This is a genomic window from Phenylobacterium sp. (assembly GCF_041920015.1).
GTDB lineage: Bacteria > Pseudomonadota > Alphaproteobacteria > Caulobacterales > Caulobacteraceae > Phenylobacterium.
This window is the reverse complement of record NZ_JAYRST010000017.1, coordinates 1-19,535: the sequence shown is the minus strand read 5'-3', so window position 1 is coordinate 19,535 and position 19,535 is coordinate 1. Positions and strand designations below refer to the sequence as shown.

Annotated in this window: 18 protein-coding genes; 8 read left to right on the top strand and 10 right to left on the bottom strand. The window is 70.1% G+C overall.

The features are described from left to right. Positions 1–36: 36 nt before the first annotated feature. Positions 37–447: a hypothetical protein gene (locus tag ACE3TL_RS05690; RefSeq protein WP_374577755.1), complete on the bottom strand. Its 411-nt coding sequence runs from the start codon at positions 445–447 to the stop codon at positions 37–39. Between the two features lie 126 nt (positions 448–573). Between ACE3TL_RS05690 and ACE3TL_RS05685 the strand changes: the two genes are divergently transcribed. From ACE3TL_RS05685 to lpxK, 5 genes are read left to right on the top strand one after another with little or no spacing between them, the layout of a single operon-like run. After that, the gene (locus ACE3TL_RS05685) at positions 574–2,346 is read left to right on the top strand and encodes an ABC transporter ATP-binding protein (RefSeq protein ID WP_374577754.1); all 1,773 of its coding nucleotides are present in this window, start codon (positions 574–576) and stop codon (positions 2,344–2,346) included. Next, positions 2,343–3,044: a lysophospholipid acyltransferase family protein gene (locus tag ACE3TL_RS05680; RefSeq protein WP_374577753.1), complete on the top strand. Its 702-nt coding sequence runs from the start codon at positions 2,343–2,345 to the stop codon at positions 3,042–3,044. The genes ACE3TL_RS05685 and ACE3TL_RS05680 overlap by 4 nt, the downstream gene beginning before the upstream one ends. 31 nt (positions 3,045–3,075) lie before the next feature. After that, complete coding sequence (locus ACE3TL_RS05675) at positions 3,076–4,080, top strand: cation diffusion facilitator family transporter (RefSeq protein WP_374577752.1); 1,005 nt, start codon at positions 3,076–3,078, stop codon at positions 4,078–4,080. 8 nt (positions 4,081–4,088) lie between these two features. Next, positions 4,089–5,345: a 3-deoxy-D-manno-octulosonic acid transferase gene (locus tag ACE3TL_RS05670; protein WP_374577751.1), complete on the top strand. Its 1,257-nt coding sequence runs from the start codon at positions 4,089–4,091 to the stop codon at positions 5,343–5,345. Beyond that, positions 5,342–6,334 (top strand): tetraacyldisaccharide 4'-kinase, encoded by a 993-nt coding sequence (gene lpxK, locus ACE3TL_RS05665; RefSeq protein WP_374577750.1) that lies wholly within the window; start codon positions 5,342–5,344, stop codon positions 6,332–6,334. The genes ACE3TL_RS05670 and lpxK overlap by 4 nt, the downstream gene beginning before the upstream one ends. Here lpxK and ACE3TL_RS05660 read toward each other — a convergent pair. The 4 genes from ACE3TL_RS05660 to ACE3TL_RS05645 all read right to left on the bottom strand — a co-directional run bounded on the left by ACE3TL_RS05660 (position 6,331) and on the right by ACE3TL_RS05645 (position 11,860). Continuing rightward, the gene (locus ACE3TL_RS05660) at positions 6,331–8,274 is read right to left on the bottom strand and encodes a transglycosylase domain-containing protein (protein WP_374577749.1); all 1,944 of its coding nucleotides are present in this window, start codon (positions 8,272–8,274) and stop codon (positions 6,331–6,333) included. The two genes, lpxK and ACE3TL_RS05660, sit on opposite strands and share 4 nt — an antisense overlap. 77 nt (positions 8,275–8,351) lie before the next feature. Next, positions 8,352–9,419 (bottom strand): phosphotransferase family protein, encoded by a 1,068-nt coding sequence (locus tag ACE3TL_RS05655; protein WP_374577748.1) that lies wholly within the window; start codon positions 9,417–9,419, stop codon positions 8,352–8,354. A 97-nt stretch (positions 9,420–9,516) separates the two neighbouring features. Beyond that, positions 9,517–10,791, bottom strand: a complete 1,275-nt coding sequence (gene purD / locus ACE3TL_RS05650; protein ID WP_374577747.1) for a phosphoribosylamine--glycine ligase — start codon at positions 10,789–10,791, stop codon at positions 9,517–9,519. Positions 10,792–10,849: 58 nt separating this feature from the next. Then, a complete protein-coding gene (locus tag ACE3TL_RS05645; protein ID WP_374577746.1) occupies positions 10,850–11,860 on the bottom strand; it encodes a 2'-deoxycytidine 5'-triphosphate deaminase in 1,011 nt (336 codons plus the stop codon). Between the two features lie 142 nt (positions 11,861–12,002). On the opposite strand from ACE3TL_RS05645, the gene metZ reads away from it, so the two are divergent. After that, positions 12,003–13,187 (top strand): O-succinylhomoserine sulfhydrylase, encoded by a 1,185-nt coding sequence (gene metZ, locus ACE3TL_RS05640; RefSeq protein ID WP_374577745.1) that lies wholly within the window; start codon positions 12,003–12,005, stop codon positions 13,185–13,187. On the opposite strand, the gene ACE3TL_RS05635 is transcribed toward metZ, so the two are convergent. The 4 genes from ACE3TL_RS05635 to ACE3TL_RS05620 form a co-directional block, all read right to left on the bottom strand. Then, on the bottom strand, positions 13,162–14,247 hold the full coding sequence (locus ACE3TL_RS05635; protein WP_374577744.1) for a hypothetical protein: 1,086 nt from the start codon (positions 14,245–14,247) through the stop codon (positions 13,162–13,164). The two genes, metZ and ACE3TL_RS05635, sit on opposite strands and share 26 nt — an antisense overlap. A 41-nt stretch (positions 14,248–14,288) precedes the next feature. Further along, the gene (locus ACE3TL_RS05630) at positions 14,289–15,197 is read right to left on the bottom strand and encodes an Hsp33 family molecular chaperone (protein ID WP_374577743.1); all 909 of its coding nucleotides are present in this window, start codon (positions 15,195–15,197) and stop codon (positions 14,289–14,291) included. 194 nt (positions 15,198–15,391) lie between these two features. After that, a complete protein-coding gene (gene argF / locus ACE3TL_RS05625) occupies positions 15,392–16,327 on the bottom strand; it encodes an ornithine carbamoyltransferase (RefSeq protein WP_374577742.1) in 936 nt (311 codons plus the stop codon). Positions 16,328–16,450: 123 nt separating this feature from the next. Continuing rightward, positions 16,451–17,629 (bottom strand): aspartate aminotransferase family protein, encoded by a 1,179-nt coding sequence (locus ACE3TL_RS05620; RefSeq protein WP_374577786.1) that lies wholly within the window; start codon positions 17,627–17,629, stop codon positions 16,451–16,453. 224 nt (positions 17,630–17,853) lie between these two features. Between ACE3TL_RS05620 and ACE3TL_RS05615 the strand changes: the two genes are divergently transcribed. Continuing rightward, complete coding sequence (locus ACE3TL_RS05615) at positions 17,854–18,255, top strand: YbaY family lipoprotein (RefSeq protein ID WP_374577741.1); 402 nt, start codon at positions 17,854–17,856, stop codon at positions 18,253–18,255. A 3-nt stretch (positions 18,256–18,258) separates the two neighbouring features. On the opposite strand, the gene ACE3TL_RS05610 is transcribed toward ACE3TL_RS05615, so the two are convergent. After that, positions 18,259–19,080 carry an ABC transporter permease gene (locus tag ACE3TL_RS05610; protein WP_374577785.1) on the bottom strand — a complete coding sequence of 274 codons (822 nt, stop codon included), beginning with the start codon at positions 19,078–19,080 and terminating at the stop codon, positions 18,259–18,261. Positions 19,081–19,323: 243 nt separating this feature from the next. On the opposite strand from ACE3TL_RS05610, the gene ACE3TL_RS05605 reads away from it, so the two are divergent. Then, positions 19,324–19,535: GcrA family cell cycle regulator (locus tag ACE3TL_RS05605; protein ID WP_374577740.1), on the top strand; the 212-nt coding region annotated here is incomplete at its 3' end.

Sequence of the window (19,535 nt, the reverse complement as noted above, 5' to 3'; positions counted from 1 at the left end):
GAAGACGGCGCGGCGAGCGGCCTCAAACCACGAGCTTCAGGCCGCGGGCTTCAGAACCGCCGTAAAGCCCGCCACCTTGCCGCTGGAGGGCGTCAGGGCGCAGGTGAAGGTGAAGTCGCGCCAGGCCGCGCCCGAGCGCACCTGTCCCACGCCCGTCAGGCTGCGCTTGCTGACCAAGGTGAGGGTCGTCGGATCGTCCGTGCCCAGGAACACCTTGTCCGCGCCAGGGGACTGGCGCCGCAGCGCCGGCAGGGCGGCCGGACGGCAGATGAATTCGGCGACCTTCTTGGCGTTGCTCCAGCCGCTGGCGAGGTTGCGCTCCTCCGGGCTTTTCAGGCGCGAGATCACCTTTTCGACCACCGCCTTCTGCGCTGGCGACAGCGGCGGTTCGGCCGGCGTCGCCGGTGCGGTGCCCGCCATGGCCAGGGCAAGAGCGACTGCCAACATGATCTCGCCTCCTATCTGCAAGGCAGGCTTACCATATTCATCGCGGCCGTGGGACGCCCGCAGCCCGCCGGCCGGGCCAAGACGCCCGCTTGACTTCCCCCGCCCGACAGCCGACCCCAAGGACCGATGGACGAACCCGCCGAACAGCTTTCCACACGCGCCGTGATCGGCCGCATCGCGCGCATCTATATGGCGCCGCGGTGGAAGGGCTGGACGGTGGCGATGATCGCCGCTGTGGCCGTCGCCTATCTGTCCGCCGCCCTGATCCAGATCCTCGAGCCGGCGATCAACGACCTGCTGGTCAACCACAAGCCCGGAACCCTGCTGGCCATCCCGCTGACCATCGCGGCCCTGGCCATCGGCCGGGGCCTGGCCCAGGTGATCCAGGCCAGCCAGGTCAACCGCATCGGCAACGAGGTGGTCGGCCAGGTACAGGTGCAGTTGTTCGGCAAGCTGGTCCGCGCCGACCTCGCGCGCCTGCGCGCCGGGCACACCGGCTCGTTCGTCTCCTCGGTGCTCTACGACGCCGGCCTGATCCGCGAGGCGGCGACCGCCGGCATCATCAACTACACCCAGCACCTGCTGACCGTGATCGGCGCGGTGGTGGTCATGGTCGGCAACGACCCGTGGCTGTCGCTGGCCCTGGTGGTCGCCGCCCCGCTTTCGACCGCGATCATGCGGCGCTTCTCCAAGCGCACGGTCAAGGCGACCAAGGGGGCGATGGCCGAGACCTCCGCCCTCTCCACCGCCATCATGGAAAGCCTGGACGGCGTGCGGGTGGTGAAGATCGAGAACCGCGAGGCCTATGAGGAAGACCGCGTCGCCGAGGTGGTGAGGCGCCGGCAGAAATTCCTGGTCAAGGGCGCCAACGCCCGCGCCCGCGCCGCGCCCGCGACCGAGACGCTGATGACCCTGATCACCGCCGCGGTCATCGCCTATGCCGGCTGGCGCTCGCAGTCGGGCGGGATGAACGTCGGGGCCTTCGTCGCCTTCATCGGCGCGCTCGGCCTGGCCTCGCAGTCGCTGCGCCAGATCGCCAACCTGCAGACCGTGATGGCCGAGGGCGTCTCGGCCGCCCGCCGGCTGTTCGCCGCCCTGGACGTCGAGCCGGAAGTGCGCGAGCGCGAAGGCGCGGCCGACCTCGTCATCACCGAAGGCGCCATCGCCTTTCAAAATGTCGGCTTCGCCTACGGCCAGGAGGACCGCCCGGCCCTGCAAGGGGTGAACCTGGTGGTCCGCAAGGGCGAGACCGTCGCCCTGGTCGGCCCGTCGGGCGGCGGCAAGACCACGATCCTCAATCTCATTCCCCGCTTCTATGACGCCAGCGCTGGGGCGGTGACCATCGACGGCGTCGATGTCCGCGACGTCACCCTGGCCTCGCTGCGCGACCACGTCGCCCTGGTGACCCAGGAGCCGTTCCTGTTCGACGACACCATCCGCGCCAACATCGCCTATGCCCGGCCGGACGCCAGCGAGGCGCAGATCGTCGAAGCAGCCAAGGCGGCCGCCGCGCACGAGTTCATCGAGGCGCTGCCCGAGGGCTATGCGACCCTGGTGGGCGAGGCCGGCGCACGCCTCTCAGGCGGCCAGCGCCAGCGCATCGCCATCGCCCGCGCCTTCCTGAAGAACGCGCCGATCCTGCTGCTCGACGAGGCCACCAGCGCGCTGGACACCGAGAGCGAGGAAAAGGTGCAGGCGGCGCTGGCGCGGCTGATGGCCGGGCGCGCCACCATCCTGATCGCCCATCGCCTGTCGACCGTACGCGGCGCCGACCGCATCTATGTCATCGACAAGGGCAGGGTGGTCGAGTGCGGCGACCATGCGGGCCTGATGAAGCAGCAAGGCCTCTACGCCCGCCTGGCCAAGAGCCAGGACCTGGATCTGGAACCCGCGCTTTGAAGAAGCTTCTGCGAAACCCCGGCGTCCAGGCGTTTCTCGGCTGGATGCTCTGGCTCCACCTGGTCGTGACCTTGAAGTCGCGGCGCTGGACGCACGACAACCTGGCCTGTGTCGAGCCGGTGCTCGAAACCGGCAAGCCCGCGGTCGCCCTGTTCTGGCACGGCTCGATCCCGCTTTGCCTGGGGCTGGCCCCGATCTGGTGGCGACGCGAGAAGGTGCGCTGCATGGTCTCGCCCTCGGCGGACGGCGAGTTCATCGCCCAGGCCCTGTCGCGGGCGGGCTTCCCCGCCATTCGCACCTCCTCAGCCAAGAAGGGCGACAGCAACAAGGCCCGGGCGGCGGTGGCGGCGATCCGCGAGGCGATGAACTGGATCAACGAGGGCGGGGTGCTGATCGTCACCCCGGACGGTCCGCGCGGACCGGCCGAGATCATCGCCCCCGGGTCGTTGCAGATCGCCCGCAAGACCGGGGCGCCGATCTATCTGATGGGCCTGGCCGTCTCGCCGGCCATCACCCTCGACACCTGGGACAAGATCACCTTCGCCTGGCCGTTCGGGCGCGGGGCGACCGCGTGGGATGGTCCCTACTATGTGCCGACCGACGCCGACGAGGCCGTCATGAGCGCCCTGACCGCGGACCTCTCGGCCAAGCTGACAGCGACCCGCGCCCGCGCCGAAGCCCTCGTCGCACGCCGTTGATCCTCGCCGCGCAGGGTGACACATAGAAGGCATGGCGCACGACCATCACGGGCATCGGCACGACGACCATGATCACGATCATGGCCACCATCATCATGACCATGGGCATGGGCATGGGCATTCGCACGGCCACAGCCACGGCCCCGGCGGCCATAGCCACGCCCCCAAGGATTTCGGCCGCGCCTTCGCCATCGGCGTCGGGCTGAACTTCGCCTTCGTGCTGGCCGAGGCCGGAGCTGGCCTGTGGTCCGGGTCTCTGGCCCTGTTGGCCGACGCCGGCCACAACCTCTCCGACGTGCTCAGCCTGCTGCTGGCCTGGGGCGCGACGATCCTGGCCAAATCCGCCCCGACCGCGCGCCGCACCTATGGCCTGCGCAAGGCCACGGTGCTGGCCTCGCTCGCCAACGCCGTGCTGCTGCTGGTGGCGGTGGGGGTGATCGTCTCCGAAGCGATCCATCGCTTCACCGAGCCAGCGCCCATCGCCACCTGGCCCGTCATGGCGGTCGCCGCCATCGGCGTGGTCATCAACACCGCCACGGCCCTGATGTTCATGAAGGGGCACGACGACCTCAATGTCCGCGGGGCCTTCCTGCACATGGCCGCCGACGCGGCTGTGTCGCTGGCCGTGGTGGTCGGGGCGGGGCTGATCGCCCTGACCGGGCTGTTCTGGATCGACCCGCTGCTCAGCCTGCTGATCGCCGCCGTGATCGTCATCGGCACCTGGGGCCTGCTGCGGGAATCGGTGGACCTGGCCCTGGACGCCGCGCCCCGCGGCATGGACGTGCAGGCGGTCAAGGGTTGGCTGCTGTCGCGTCCGGGCGTCACCGAAGTCCACGACCTGCACGTCTGGGCGATGAGCACGACGGAAACGGCCCTCACCGCCCACGTGACCCGCCCCGACAACGCCGACGGCGACGACTTCCTGCATGCGACCTGCGAAGGCCTGGCCGGGAAGTTCGGCATCGGCCATGCGACCTTGCAGGTCGAGACCGGCCACGCCGACGCCTGCCGCCTGGCCAGCGTCCACGCGATCTGAGCCGCCGCTTGCGCCCGCCGCCCCTCGCGCTCTATGCCGCCGCCGTGGCGGCGGCCGAGCCCCTGGCCCCGATGCTGCTGCGCCGCCGCGCTGCGCGCGGCAAGGAAGACCCCGCGCGCCTGGGCGAGCGCCTGGGCCGCTCCTCCGTCCCGCGGCCGGCCGGGCCCCTGGTCTGGCTGCATGGCGTCAGCGTCGGGGAAAGCCTGTCGCTCCTGCCGTTGGTGGAGGCCCTGGCGAGGCCCGGGCGCACCCTGCTGGTCACCTCGGGCACCCGCACCTCGGCCGAGCTCCTGGCCAAGCGGCTGCCCGCGGGCGTTATCCACCAGTACGCCCCCATCGACACGCCCGGCGCGGCCCGCCGGTTCCTGGACCATTGGCGGCCGGACGCCGCCTTGCAGGTCGAGAGCGAGCTCTGGCCCAACCTGATCCTGGCGGCCCGCGCCCGCGGCGCGCGCATGGCGCTGGTCTCGGCCCGGATGACGGCCAAGAGCGCCGAGGATTGGGCCCGCGTCCCGGCCTCCGCCCGGGCCGTGCTCGGCGCCTTCGACCTCGTCCTGCCCCAGGACGCCGAGACCGACGCGCGGCTGCGCGGTCTCGGCGCGGCCCCCGGACCGCTGCTGAACCTCAAGACGGTCGGCGCCCCCCTGCCCTGCGACCCCGCCGAACTCGAAGCGCTGAAAGCGCAGATCGGCGCGCGCAAGGTGATCCTGGCGGCCAGCACCCACCCCGGCGAGGAGGAGATCATCGCCCGCGCGGTCCAGGCCGCCGACACCGGCGCCCTGCTGATCGTCGCGCCCCGCCATCCCGACCGCGGCGAAGCGGTCGCCGCCCTGCTCGGCCAGATGGGCTTTGCGGTCGCGCGGCGCTCGGCAGGCCAGCCGCTCACGCCGGCCGTCACCGCCTATGTCGCCGATACCCTCGGCGAGATGGGGCTCTTCTTCCGCGCCTGCGATGTCGCGGTGATGGGCGGCAGCTTCGTTCCGGGCGTCGGCGGCCACAACCCGCTCGAGCCGGCGCGACTGGGCGTGACGCTCGTCAGCGGGCCGCATGTCTTCAACGCCGCCGCCACCTATGCCGAGATGTTCGAGCGGGTCGCCGCGCTCGAATGCGCCGACGAGGCGATCCTGGCCCGCGACCTGCGCGGCCTGCTGACCCAGCCGTTGATCGCCCCGCGGATCGGCCGCGCCGCCCTCTCCTACGCCAACCGCCAGGGCAAGGCGTTCGACGAGGCCCTGGCCCTGATCGAGCCGCTGCTGCCGGCATGAAGCTCTCCACGCCCCGCTGGTGGTATGTGCGCGAAGGCGCGCCGGCGCCGGTCATGCGCGCGCTGCTGAAGCCGGTCTCTTGGATCTGGGCGGCGGCCACCGCGCGCCGCATCGCCAAGGCCCAGCCGGTCGATCCGGGCGCGCCGGTCATCTGCGTCGGCAACCTGACGGTGGGCGGCGCCGGCAAGACGCCGGTAGTGCGCGAGTTGCTGCGTCGCCTGCCCGGCGCCCACGGCCTGTCGCGCGGCTATGGCGGATCGGAGGCTGGGCCGCTGCGCGTCGATCCCGAGAGGCACACCGCCGCGCAGGTGGGCGACGAACCGCTGATGATGGCGCGCGATGCGCCGATCTGGGTCGCCCGCGACCGCGCGGCCGGCGCCAAGGCCGCCGTGGCCGCCGGCGCGCAGGCCGTCGTCATGGACGACGGGCACCAGAACCCTTCGCTGAAGAAGACGCTGTCGCTGGCGGTGGTCGACGGCGAGACGCGCGATGGCGTCTGGCCGCTGGGCGACGGCTCAGTGTTTCCGGCCGGCCCGTTGCGCGAGCCGCTGGCCGTCGGGCTCGCGCGCGCCGACGCCGTGGTGCTGATGCTGCCGGCCGACCTCGCCGAACCGGACCCCGATCTGGTGCGCGCCTTGGCGGGAAAGCCCTTGCTGGTCGCGCGGCTGGAGCCGGCCGCGCCGCCGCCGCCCGGCCCGCAGGTCGGCTTCGCCGGGATCGCCATGCCCTGGAAGGTCGAGCGGGCCTTGAAGGCGGCCGGCTGCGAACTGGCGGACTTCGTCCCCTTTCCCGACCACTTCGCCTATGACGCCGCGGCGCTGAAGCTGTTGGAGCAGCGGGCCGAACTGTTCGAGGCGGGCCTGGTGACCACCGAGAAGGACTGGGTGCGCCTGCCGACCGCCTGGCGCGAGAAAGCCGCCGCCTGGCCGGTTCGCGCGGTCTTCGAGGACGAGGCCGCGCTCGCGCGCCTGTTGGCGCCCTTCGCCTAAAAGGGCGGCTGGACCGGCTGGGGCGCGGCCGGTTGCGACGCAGGCGCCGTCGGCGCCGGTTGGGCCGGGCCTGGCGTCACAGCGGCTTCGACCGGGGCCTCGCCCTCGGCCGGAACCTCCTCGGGCGCGATCTCCTCGACCCGCGGAGGCGGCGGCGGCAGACCGATCTGCTTGCCGTTCACCCGCACCACGCCCTTGCTCATCGCAAAGCGCGCGAACTCGCGCCAGATTTCCGAGGGCAGGCCCGCGCCCGCCACGCCGTTCATCGGGCTGTTGTCGTCGTTGCCGACCCACACGCCGATGACCATGTCGCCCACGAAGCCGAGATAGAGCGCGTCGCGATAGTCCTGGGTCGTGCCGGTCTTGCCATAGGCGTATTGCGAGACGTTGCCGCCGTTGGCCGTGCCGAACACCACCGCCGCGCGCAGCAGGTCGAGCAACCCTTCCCGCTCCTTGGCCGGCATGGCGCGCGGGGCCGGAACCCGCGCCTGGATCACGCCATAGGGCGTCACCGGATAGCGGCCGCCCGCCACGGCGGCGTAGGCGGCGGTCATGTCCAGCAAAGTGCTGGGCGCAGTGCCCAGCGCCAGGGTCAGGTCGGGCGGGAACTTCGAGTGGACGCCCATATCCTCAGCCGCCTTGATGATCGCGCCACGCCCGACCTGCTGGGCCAGGCGCGCGGCCGCCACGTTGGACGAGCCGGCGAAGGCGTTGCGCAGGTGGATCTCGCGGTTGGCGTAGCGGCCCTCGTGGTTCTTGGGCGACCAGTCGGCGATGGTCACCGGGGCGTCCAGCACCAGGCTGTCGGGCGTCTGGCCCTGGCGCAGGGCCGCCTGGTAGACGAACAGCTTGAAGGCCGAGCCCGGCTGGCGCTCGGCGTCGGTGACGCGGTTGAACTGGCTGGTCTTGTAGTCCTCGCCGCCGACCATCGCGAGCACGCGGCCGTCGGGCCGCATGGCGACCAGGGCCGCCTGGCTGGCGTGCAGATAGCCGCCATGGCGCTGAAGCGCTCTGCGGACGATCTCCTCGGCCTTGTCCTGCAGCACCGAGTCGAGCGTGGTCGGAACCTGGACCTCGCCATAGGCCGCCTCGAAGGCGCGGCGGGCCTGGGGCGAGACCCAATCGGCGAAGTAGGAGCCGACCGGCAGCTTCTCGCGCCCCTCACGGACGCGGACATTGTGGGCGCCTCTGGCCTCGGCCTGCGTGATGACCCCGGTGTCGACCATGGTGGCCAGCACCACGTCGGCCCGCTCGCGCGCGGCGGGCAGGTTCTCGGTGGGCGCCAGGCGGGAGGGCGCCTTGACCATGCCGGCCAGCATGGCCGCCTCTCCGATGCTGAGCGTCTCGGGCGTCTTGTCGAAATAGTGCCGCGCGGCGGCCCGCAGGCCGAACACGCCGTCGCCGAAATAGACGGTCGAGAGATAGCGCGAGAGGATCTCGTCCTTGGAGAGCCGAGCTTCGAGATAGAGGGCGATCAGGGCTTCCTGCGCCTTTCGCCGCAGGCTGCGCTGGCTGGTCAGGAAGGCGTTCTTGGCCAACTGCTGGGTGATGGTGGAGCCGCCCTCCTGGACCTCGCCCGCCTGCACGTTGCGTTGCAGGGCGCGAGTCAGGGCGCGCAGATCGACCCCCCAATGGCTGTAGAACCGGCGGTCCTCGATGGCCACGAAGGCGCCCGGCACGTATTTCGGCAGCCTGGTCACATCGACCGGCTGTTCCTTGTAGGAACCCCGGCGGGCGAAGGGCTTGCCGTCCGCCGTCACCAGCACAAGCGTAGGATTTTGCAGGGGTTCCAGCGCCCGGCCCAGGGGCAGCGACCAGAGCATGAAGACCACGAGCGCAGCCAGCAGGAGCGCGAGCCCCCCTGCCGCCTGCCATGAGCGACGCCTCCAGAACGGGCGTCGCTCGCGCACGACCTCGGGCGCGCTGGTGGTGTCGGTCATGTGGCTCCGGGCTCGGACGATCAGTTGTCTGCCGGACGCCCTATTCGCACGCGGCGATGGCGCTTGCTAGAGCCCGCTCAGACGCCGGCCTTCTGGGCGTAGGTCCAGGCCGACTTGGCCAGCAGCGGCACCCGCTCGGCCATGGCCGCGGCCTGCGGGCTGTTGGCCGTGCCGTCGCGCACGCGCCCGACGATGCCCTGGCAGATCCCGGCCAGCCGGAACATGTTGTAGGACAGGAACCAGTCGAGGTGATGCAGGCCCGAACGGCCGGTGCGGGCGCAATAGGCCTCGACCGCCTCCTCGATGGTGGGGATGCCGTGGGCCTTGAGGTCCGGGATCTGCGAGATCGAGCCGTTGACCCAGTTCATGAGCAGATAGGTGAAATCGGCCAGCGGTTCGCCCAGCGTGCCGAGTTCCCAGTCCAGCACCGCGATCACGCGCGGCTCGGTCGGGTGGATGACCATGTTGTCGAGGCGATAGTCGCCATGGACGATCGAGGTGCGCTCCTGCTCGGGCAAGGTGCGGGGCAGCCACTCGATCAACCGCTCCATCTCCTCGATGTGAACGGTCTCGGAGGCCTTGTACTGCTTGGTCCAGCGGTCGACCTGACGGCCCATATAGTTGCCGGGCTTGCCGTAATCGCCGAGGCCGATGGCCTGGTAGTCGGTGTTGTGCAGATCGGCCAGGGTGTTGATCTTGGCCATGAAGATCGCGTGGCGCTCGGCCGGCGCGTATTGCGGAAGCTGTTGGTCCCACAGGATGCGGCCTTCGACCATGTCCATCACGTAGAACATGGTGCCGATGACGCTATCGTCGGTGCAGAGGCCATAGGAGCGCGCCACCGGGAAACCGGTCGGATAGAGCGCGGTGATCACCTTGTATTCGCGGTCGACCGCATGGGCCGAGGGCAGCAGCTTGCCCGGCGGCTTGCGCCGCATGACGTACTTCTTGCCCGGAGTGATGAGCTGATAGGTCGGGTTCGACTGGCCGCCCTTGAACTGGCGCACTTCCAGCGGGCCCTGGTAGCCCTCGACGTTCGCCTCCATCCAGGCGGCCAGGGCCGCTTCGTCGAAGCGATGGCTTTCCGCGACCTCCTTGGTGCCCGTGTTCAGCTGTTCGCGCTGTTGCTCGGCGGCGTCGGCCATGGCGTTTCCTCGGAGTCGTACACGTGTTTGAACCACCATACCGACCCACCGACGCCAGGAGCAAGCGGCGAGGCGGCCATGCCAGGACTTCCGGAGGCTAGCGGGGCCCCAGGGCCCGCCAGCCGATGTCGGTGCGGTGGAAACCGCCTGGCCAGTCGATCCGGGCGATCGCCGCATAGGCCTTGTCCCGCGCCTCCTGCAGCGTCGCGCCGAGGGCGCAGACATTGAGCACCCGGCCGCCCGAGGCTCGCAAGGTTCCGTCCTCGTCGCGCGAGGTCCCGGCGTGGAAGACCACCACGTCCGGCCCGAAGTCCTGCTCGGCGCCGCGGATGATCGACCCGGTCACCGGGCTCTCCGGATAGCCGTCGGCGGCCAGCACCACGCAGATCGCCGCCTCGTCGCGCCAGATCGGCGCCGGCGCCCGGGCCAGCGTCCCATGGGCGCAGGCGAGGAGATAGGGAACCAGGTCGCTTTCCAGCCGCAGCATCAGCACCTGGCATTCCGGGTCGCCGAAGCGGACGTTGAACTCCACCAGCTTGGGGCCGTCCGCGGTGGCCATCAGCTCCACGAACAGCACGCCCTTGTAGGGCGCGCCCTCGGCCGCGATGCCGGCGAAGGCGGGCTCGGCCAGGCGCGTACGGACCTGCTCGACCAGGTCATCGGTGAAGACGGGCGCCGGGGAATAGGCGCCCATGCCGCCAGTGTTGGGGCCCATATCGCCGTCATAGGCGCGCTTGTGGTCCTGGGCCGAACCGAAGACGATGGAATCCTTGCCGTCGCAGAGGGCGAACAGCGAGCCGATCTCGCCTTCCAGAAACTCCTCGATCACCACCCGCGCGCCGGCCGCCCCGAAACGCCCGCCCAGGGCGTCGTCGATGGCCGCCTCCGCCGCCGCGCGGTCCTGGGCGATCACCACGCCCTTGCCGGCGGCCAGACCGTCGGCCTTGATGACATAGGGCGGCGAAAAGCCATCCAGGGCCGCCTTGGCCGAGGCTGCGTCGTCACAGGTCCGATAGCGTGCGGTCGGCAGGCCGTGACGGTCGGTGAACGCCTTGGTGAAGGCCTTGGACGATTCCAGGCGGCCGGCGGCCGCGACCGGGCCGAAGCACGGGATTCCCGCCTTGGCCGCGGCGTCCGCCAGGCCGGCCTCCACCGCGATCTCCGGGCCGATGACGATCAGGTCGGCGGCGATCTCCTGGGCCAGGGCGATCAGGCCCGGCGCATCGGTGACCTTCAGCGGGCGCAACTCGCCCAGCGCGGCCATGCCGGGATTCCCAGGCGCCATGACCAGACGCTTCACCAGCGGCGAGGCCGCGATCTTCCAGGCCAGGGCGTGTTCGCGCCCGCCCGATCCGACGAGGAGAATGTTCATGGCGCGAGCCTTTGGCGCGGGCCGGGCCAGCGGTCAAGGACGGGCCGCGCGGCGGGCGTCACCACACCCGGAAATGCTTGGAGAGCTTGAGGCCCTGGCGCTGGTAGTGAGAGCCGCCTTCGCCGTAGAGACGGGCAGGTTTAGCGGTCAGGGGCTCATAAACCAGCCGAGCGACGGTCTGGCCGTCCTCGAGCAGGAAGGGCGTCTCGTGACTGCGCACCTCCAGCACCCCGCGCGAGCCGACGCCGCCCGCCTCCGCCGTGCCGAATCCCGGATCGAAGAAGCCGGCGTAGTGGACGCGGAACTCGCCGACCGAAGGGTCGATCGGCGTCATCTCGGCGGCCTGCAACACCGGGATCTCCACCGCCTCCTTGGAGGCCAGGATGTAGAACTCGCCCGGATCGAGCAGCAATTCGCCGTGGCGCGGGATCAGGGGCTCCCAGAAGTCCTTGGGATCGTGGCCGTCGACATGATCCATGTCGACCACGCCGGCGTGGCGGCGGGCGCGGAAGCCGGCGATCTCCTGCGTCAGATCGACGCCGACGCTGCGGATCTGGAGCTTCGGCGGCTCGCCACGTTTCAGGCGGAGCTGGTTGAGGCGCGTGGACGAGCGAACGAGGATCGAGAAGGTCTGCGGGGCGATCTCGATATAGGTCGGGCCGCTATAGCCCTCGGCCACGTCGTCGAAGGCGACCGAATTGTCGGTCAGCAGGCGCACGAAGACGTCGACCCGGCCGGTGGAGCTCTTCGGATTGGCGCGGGCCGAGACGCCCTTGGGCAGGGCCAGGCTCTCCTGCAGTTCGGCGATATAGACGCATCCCCGCTCCAGCACCGCGCCCCGGCTCAGATCGAGCTCGTGCATGGCGAGGTTCGCAAGGCGCTGGGGCACGGTGCGGCCGAGGCCCGGCAGGAAGGACGCGCGCACACGCCAGGCCCGCGCGCCCAGACGCAGGTCGAGGCTGGCCGGCTGCACCTGGTCGGGGTCGAACGGGCGCGAGGCGCCGATCGCACCGTCGGCGATCAGGTCTTCGATGGATTGGGAAGGCAGGATGCCGGGGGCGTCGTTCATCGGCGCGACACTCGCCGCCCGCCACGAGTCTGGCAAGGCTCGCCGCGTCCTTCCTGCAAGCGGCGGCAGATTTTCCACGGTGGCGGAGGCGAAGCGCGAGCGCTAGAAGGCCGCAGCTTTTGAAAGTGCAAGGAATTCCGTGATGGCCGAGGACACCCGCGACTGGGAGCTGGAAACCAAGCTGGTGCGCGGCGGCCTGACCCGAACGCCTTATGGCGAAATCTCCGAGGCGCTGTTCCTGACCCAGAGCTTCTCCTACGAGAGCGCCGGGGCGGCCGACAAGCGGTTCTCCGGCGAGGATCCGGGCTTCATCTACCAGCGCTTCGGCAACCCGACGACGGCGATGTTCGAAGACCGCCTGGCCCTGCTCGAAGGCGCCGAGGTCTGCCGCGCCACCGCCTCGGGCATGGCGGCGGTGCATGTGGCGCTGATGGGCCTGGTGCGGGCGGGCGACCATATCGTGGCGGGCCGCGCGCTGTTCGGCTCCTGCCGCTGGATCCTGTCGGACTGGATGCCGCGGTTCGGCGTCGAGGTGACCTATGTGGACGCCACCGACCTCTCGGCCTGGAAGAACGCGGTCCGCCCCAACACCAAGGCCTTCCTGGTCGAAAGCCCGGCCAACCCGCTGTTGGAAGTGACCGCCATCGGCGCGGTCGCCGAGATCGCCCACGCCGCCGGCGCCAAGCTGGTGGTGGACAACGTGTTCGCCACGCCGGTCTTCCAGAAGCCGCTGGCCCTGGGCGCCGACGTCGTCGTCTATTCGGCCACCAAGCACATCGACGGCCAGGGCCGGGTGCTGGGCGGCGCGATCCTGGGCGACGAGCCGCTGATGACCGAGGCGTACAAGGACATCCTGCGCCACACCGGACCGGCCCTGTCGCCGTTCAACGCCTGGGTGCTGCTGAAAGGCCTGGAGACCCTGGACCTGCGCGTGCGCCGCCAGGCCGAGAACGCCGCCAGCATCGCCGGGGCGATCGCCGCCAGCTCCAAGGTGGCGAAGGTGCTCTATCCGACCCGGCCGGACCACCCGCAGGCGGCGCTGATCGCCAACCAGATGAGCGGCGGCGGCAATGTGGTGGCCTTCGACCTGGGCAGCCGCGAGGCGGCCTGGCGGTTCCTGGACGCGCTGGAGATCTTCGACATCTCCAACAACCTGGGCGACGCCAAGTCGATGGCCACACACCCCTGCACCACCACCCACCGATCGATGCCCGAGGCCGAGCGGCTGGAGATCGGCCTGACCGAAGGCTGGGTGCGGATGAGCGTCGGGCTGGAAGGGATCGGCGACCTGACCCGCGACGTCAGCCGGGCGCTGGACGCGGCGTAGCCTCCAGCCAGGCCAGCAGGTCGGCGCTCATTTCCGAGGGGAAGGTGTGCGCCAGGTCGGGAATCTCGCGGTAGGTCACGTCCGCGCCGGCGTCTTGCAGGGTGCTGGCGGCCTCGCGCGCCATGTCGACCGGGAACATCCAGTCGAGCGCGCCGTGGATGATGTGGATCGGCAGGCCGCCCAGGCGCTCGCGATCGGCCATCTGGGCCAGCATCGGGTGGAAGGCGGCGGCGACCGGCGCCAGATGCGTGAACGGAGAGCCCGGCTCCAGCCCACTGACATAGCTGAAGGTGCCGCCATCGCTGAGCCCTGTGAGCAGCAGCCTCTGCGGATCGAGGCGCCAGCGTGCGCCGACCTCATCCAGAATGCCGATCAGGTTGGGGGTGTCGTGGTCGGGGCCGGTCAGCGCCCAGGTCCGGCCGATCGCTGTCGGGGCGACGACGATGGCGCCGTGGGTCCTGGCCGCGCGCAGCCAGCTCCACAGGAAGGCGCGGCCATCGCCCGATCCGCCGTGCAGAGCCACGACCAGCGGCCAGTCTCGATCAGGTGAGTAGTATTCGGGCACATAGAGCGAGAAGGCGCCGCGCGCGCCAGGCTCGGCGCCGCCGTGCATGACGCCGGTCCTTGCGGCGGGCTCCCGAAAGCGCGCCTGGAGCACCAGGTCGCCCCGCTGTTCAGGCTCCAGGAAGAAACGGCTGACGGGCGGCAACAGGCCCGCGAGCGGATAAAGCGCCTCCAGCGCGATAGGCCGCTGGCGCAAGGCGCGGAAAGCTCTGGAGAGGTCGACAGCCTGCGCGCCGGCGCGCAGATCGGCGAAGCCCGCGATCACCGCTTCGGCCGAGGCGGCCAGCGGCTCCCTCAGAACGGCGGCCTGGCCGCGCCAGCCGGCGGCCCGCGCCAGCGCCTCGGCAAGCGGCTCGTCCGGCGCGCCGACCGCTTCGACCAAGGCCGGCAGGTCGGGCGGATTGAGCCGCCGCGCGGCGAAGGCGAAGGCCTCGAGCGCCGCCAGCAGGGCGCCGGTCAGGCTGGCCAGTTCGTCGAATTCCCGGTCGTCGTCCATGGCGCGTCTCCCTCAGCGGCGCCGCCCGCGCCCGATGCGCCTCAGGCGAGGGAGGCCGGGTCGATCGCGTAGACCTTGGAGCAGTATTCGCAGGTCACGCGGATCTGGCCATCATCCTCGACCATATCCGCGCGCTCATCGGCGCCGAACGACTTGAGCACCGTCTCTATGCGGTCGCGCGAGCAGCGGCAGAAGGCCTGGAGCGCCTTGGGTTCGAAGACGCGCACGCCGTCCTCGTGGAACAGGCGGAAGAGCAGGGTCTCGGCCGAGATGGTCGGGTCGAGCAGTTCGTCCTCGCCGATAGTCTCGAAGAAGGCCTGGGTGCGGGTCCAAGCTTCCTCCGTCGAGCCGCGGGCCTCGTCGGCGGCGATGTTCTGGATCAGCATGCCGCCCGCGCGCCAATGGGGGCCTTCGCCGATGTCGGCCTGGCCGACCGCCAGGCGCACGCGGGTCGGGGTCTGCTCGGACTGGGCGAAATACTGCTCGGCGCAGAGCGCCAGGGTCTCGCCCTCGATGGCGGTGACGCCCTGGTAGCGATCCATGTCCGGCCCCTGGTCGACCGTCATGATGAAGACGCCGCCGCCCAGCAGGGTCTTCGCGCCAGGACGGGTGAAGCCGGCGCTCGCCCTGGCGACCTCGTCCGCATCGAAGCGGCAATAGCCGCGCAGGGCGCCGCTGGTGTCGTAGTCGGCCACCACGTAGCGCACCGGCCCGTCGCCCTGGGCCTGGACGATCAGGCGGCCCTCGAACTTCAGGCTGGAGCCGACCAGGGCGGCCAGGGCGCAGGCCTCGCCCAGCAGGTCGGCCACCGGCCCAGGATAGGCGTGGCCGGAGATGATCTGGTCGATGGCCGGCCCCAGGCGGACCACGCGGCCGCGCACGGCCTCACGCTCGATCTGGAACGGGGCGACGATGTCGTCGGGATGGGTGAGCGGCGCGATGTCGGACATGGGGGCGGCATATAGGGCGGCCGGACGTGGTTTGCGAGCTTCAGGACGTCGCGGACGCTCGATGCGGCCCCATCTGACTGGGCAATCGCATATGCGATCCAGCTTTCTTTTCCTCCTCTGCGAAGCGGGGGAGGAAAATCACGCCGGCGCCGCATGCGACAGCCCTGCCCCAGCGGGGGAGGACTTAGAGGCGATCAGATCGCGCCGAAGCACCAGGCGAGGATCGACTTCTGGGCGTGGATGCGGTTTTCCGCCTCGTCCCAGATCAGCGATTGGGGGCCGTCGATCACGTCGTCGGTCACCTCCTCGCCGCGGTGGGCGGGCAGGCAGTGCAGGAACACCGCGTCCTTGTCGGCCAGCGCCATCAAGTGGGAGTCGACCTGGTAGGGCTCCAGGGCCTCCAGGCGCTCGTCGTGGTCGGTGTCGCCCATCGAGACCCAGGTGTCGGTGATCACGCAGTCGGCGCCGCGCACCGCCTCGCGCGGGTCGTCGGTGGTGAACACCTGGCCCTGCTGTTCGGCCGCGCGGGCCAGGTCCATCAGATCGGGGTGGTAGATGGCCGGGCTGGCGATGTTCAGCTTGAAGCCGAACTTCGATGCGGCGTGGATGAAGCTGGAGCAGACGTTGTTGCCGTCGCCCACCCAGGCCAGGGTCCGGCCGCGCACCGGGCCGCGATGTTCCTCATAGGCCTGGAGGTCGGCGATGATCTGGCAGGGGTGGCCCTTGTCCGACAGGCCGTTGATGACCGGCACGGTGGATGCGTAGGCCAGCCGTTCGACATCCTCGTGGCTGTTGGCGCGCAGCATGATCGCATCGACCATGCGCGAGAGCACCTTGGCGGTGTCCTCGACGGTCTCGCCGCGGCCGAGCTGCATATCGTTGGCGGTGGAGATGATGACGTCGCCGCCGAGCTGGCGCATGGCCGCGTCGAACGAGAAGCGGGTGCGGGTGGAGTTCTTCTGGAAGATCATCGCCAGGGTGCGCTCGCGCGCCGGGGCGTCGCCATCGACCCGGCCCTGGGGCCAGCCGCGGCGGGCGGCCTTGCGGGCGTGGGCGTCATCGAGGATGGCGCGCAGGTCGGCCGACTCCATCTTCCAGAGGTCGACGAAATGTCTGACGGGTTGGGTCATGGCGGGGATCCTAAATCCGCTCATCCCCGCGGAGGCGGGGACCCAAGCTGCCTTGCCGAACGGCGATGTCTTGGGAGTCTGCTTGGGTTCCCGCCTTCGCGGGAATGAGCGGTGGAATGGGGGTCAGGCGGCGGACTTGGCCTTGGCGCGGGCGGCTTCGCAGGCGCGTTCGATCTTCTCCACCGCCTCGCGGGCCTCATCGAGCGTGAGGTTGAGCGGGGGCAGCAGGCGCACGCAGTTGTCGCCGCCGCCGGCCAGCAGCAGGTGCTGGTCGCGGGCGTGCTGCATGAACTCGCGATTGTTGGTGGCGAGCTTCAGCCCGATCAGCAGGCCCTTGCCGCGGATGTCGAGGACGACATCCGGATAGCGGTCCTTCAGGCCGTTGAACTGCTGGGTCAGGTAGCCGCTGATCTCGCGGACATGGTCCATCAGCTCGGGCTTGATCAGCTCTTCCATCGAGGCCAGGGCCACGGCCATGGCCAGCGGATTGCCGCCATAGGTCGAACCGTGCGCGCCGACGGTCATGCCGGCGCCAGCGGCCGCGGAGGTGACGCAGGCGCCGACCGGGAAGCCGCCGCCCAGCGCCTTGGCGATCGCCACGATGTCGGGCTTCACGCCGGGCGCCCATTCCCAGGCGAAGAGCTTGCCGGTGCGGCCGAGGCCGCACTGGATCTCGTCCAGGATCAGCAGGGTTCCGGTCTCGTCGCAGAGGGCGCGCATCTCCTGGAGCTGCTGCTCGCTCAGGGCGCGGGCCCCGCCTTCGCCCTGCACCGGCTCGACGATGATCGCCGCGGTGGTCGGGCCGACGGCGGCCCTCAGGGCCTCCATGTCGCCGAACGGGAGCTGGACGAAGCCGGGCATGCGCGGGCCGAAGCCTTCGAGATAGGCCTTGTTGCCCGAGGCGTTGACCGCCGCAAGGGTGCGGCCGTGGAACGACCCCTCGAAACCGATGATGTCGATCCGCTCGGGCGCGCCATTGGCCCAGTGATGCTTGCGCGCCGTCTTCAGCGCGCACTCGATCGCCTCGGCGCCGGAATTGGTGAAGAACACCTCGTCCAGGCCGGTCAGGTCGCAGAGCAGCCTGGCCAGCTTTTCCTGGCCGGGAATCTTGAAGACGTTGGAGACGTGCCAGAGCTTCTCGGCCTGGTCCTTCACCGCCTGCACCAGCTTGGGGTGCGAATGGCCGAGCGCATTGACCGCGATGCCGGCCATGCAGTCGAGATAGGCCTCTCCGTCCGTGGTGAACAGGCGCGCGCCCTCGCCTCGCTCGAACGCCAGCGGGGCGCGGTTGTAGACGCCCATGATGTGGTCGCTGGGAACGGTCGCGGCTTGATGCGCGGTCTTTTCAGTCACGGGGAAGCCCTCCGAAAACGTAAGCGTCCCCGCGGCATGGGCTGCGGGGACTGGAAGGCTTGGCGTTTTCCGCTGGGAACGGCGTCATGTCAATGTCCGGTTCCATGACAGCCGATGGACGCAGCCGGTCGGAAGGTGCAGCCTCGACCGCCAAGTCTTGCGAGGAGCCCCGGATGAAACCTGTTCTGACGCTCGTTGCGCTCGCCGCCCTGATCCTCGCCGGCTGCGCCTCGCCCGCGCCGCGGGAGACGGCGGAGGTGACCGGCCAGGTCATCTATCGCGAGCGCATGCTGCTGCCGCCGAACGCCAGGGTGACGGTCGTGCTGGCCGACACCTCGCTGATGGACGCCCCGGCCCGGACGCTGGCCAGCCAGGTGATCGAGGGACAGACCGCCCCGCCCTTCAAGTTCGCCCTGGCCTATGATCCGGCGGCGATCGACCCGCGCAACGTCTATTCGGTGTCGGCCCGCATCGAGGTGGACGGCAAGCTGCGCTTCATCACCGACACCCACACGCCGGTCATCACCCACGGCGCGCCGACCCGTGTGGAGATGATCGCTGTGGGCGTTCCGTAGGCCTCAGGACTTCAGCTTGTAGCCGCTCTCGAACATCCAGAGGCAGGTGAAGGCCAGGGCGATCACCAGGCCGGCGGTCATGCCGACGCCGGCTATCAGCGAGCCTTCGGCATGGCCGATGAAGCCGTAGCGGAAGCCGTCGATCAGATAGAAGAACGGATTGTAGTGGCTGGCCGAGCGGAACGGCTCGGGCAGGCGGTCGACCAGGTAGAAGGTTCCAGACAGGAAGGTCAGGGGCATGATGACGAAGTTGGTCACCACCGCCATGTGGTCGAACTTCTCGGCCCACAGGCCGGCCATGATGCCGACCATGCCGAGGATCAAGGCCGCGCTGATCCCGAAATAGAGGATCGCCCAGACATGGACGACCGGCAGGGCGGTGAACGGCAGGATCGCCGCCATGGTGACGGCGCCGACCGCAACCCCGCGGGTCGCCGCCCCCAGCGAAAAGGCCAGCACCTGCTCCAGGGGCGAAAGCGGCGGGGTCATGAAGTCGCCGATCAGGCCGTTGAACTTGGCCTGCAGCAGGGATGACGACGAGTTGGCGAAGGCGTTGTTCAGGATCTGCATCATGATCAGGCCCGGCGCGACGAACACCGCGAACGGGGTCCCGTCGACCGGCGGGCTGGCGCCGCGCACGGCCACCACGAAGACCATCATATAGAGCAGCGCCGTCACCACCGGCGCGGCCAGGGTCTGCAGGCCCACCTTCCAGAACCGGCGCACCTCGCGCAGGTAGAGGGTGACGAACCCGGCCCAGTTGAACCCGTGGTAGTCGCGGGGCTGAGGCGGGATGACGGCGTCGGCGGCGGGCATGTCCTTCATGGCCTCGATTTGCGCCCGCCCGCCCGGCGGCGCAAGGCGCCCCGCGCCCGAGGCGAAGCCTGTGGACAGAATCAACATCTGGTTTCTGTGGACGAAGGAGAGGGCGCCTATTGTGGCCATTAAGGAAGTGGTTACGATATCTAGTGGTTGATGGCGGTAGCGAGTTGAGACCGCCACAAGATGTTGATCCCGGTGCCGCGGGGGCGGCCGCCGGGTGATTGAATCAGCGGGTGGAGGCCAGACATGGGTTGGACTGACGAGCGCGTCGAGAGTCTGAAGAAACTCTGGCAAGACGGCCTTTCGGCCAGCCAGATCGCGAAACAACTGGGCGGGGTGACCCGCAATGCGGTGATCGGCAAGGTTCACCGGCTGGGCCTTTCGGGCCGCGCCGCGCCGTCCAAGCCGGCCCGACCGGCCTTCAAGGCGCCGCGGGCCGCGCGCCCGGCCGCCGCGGC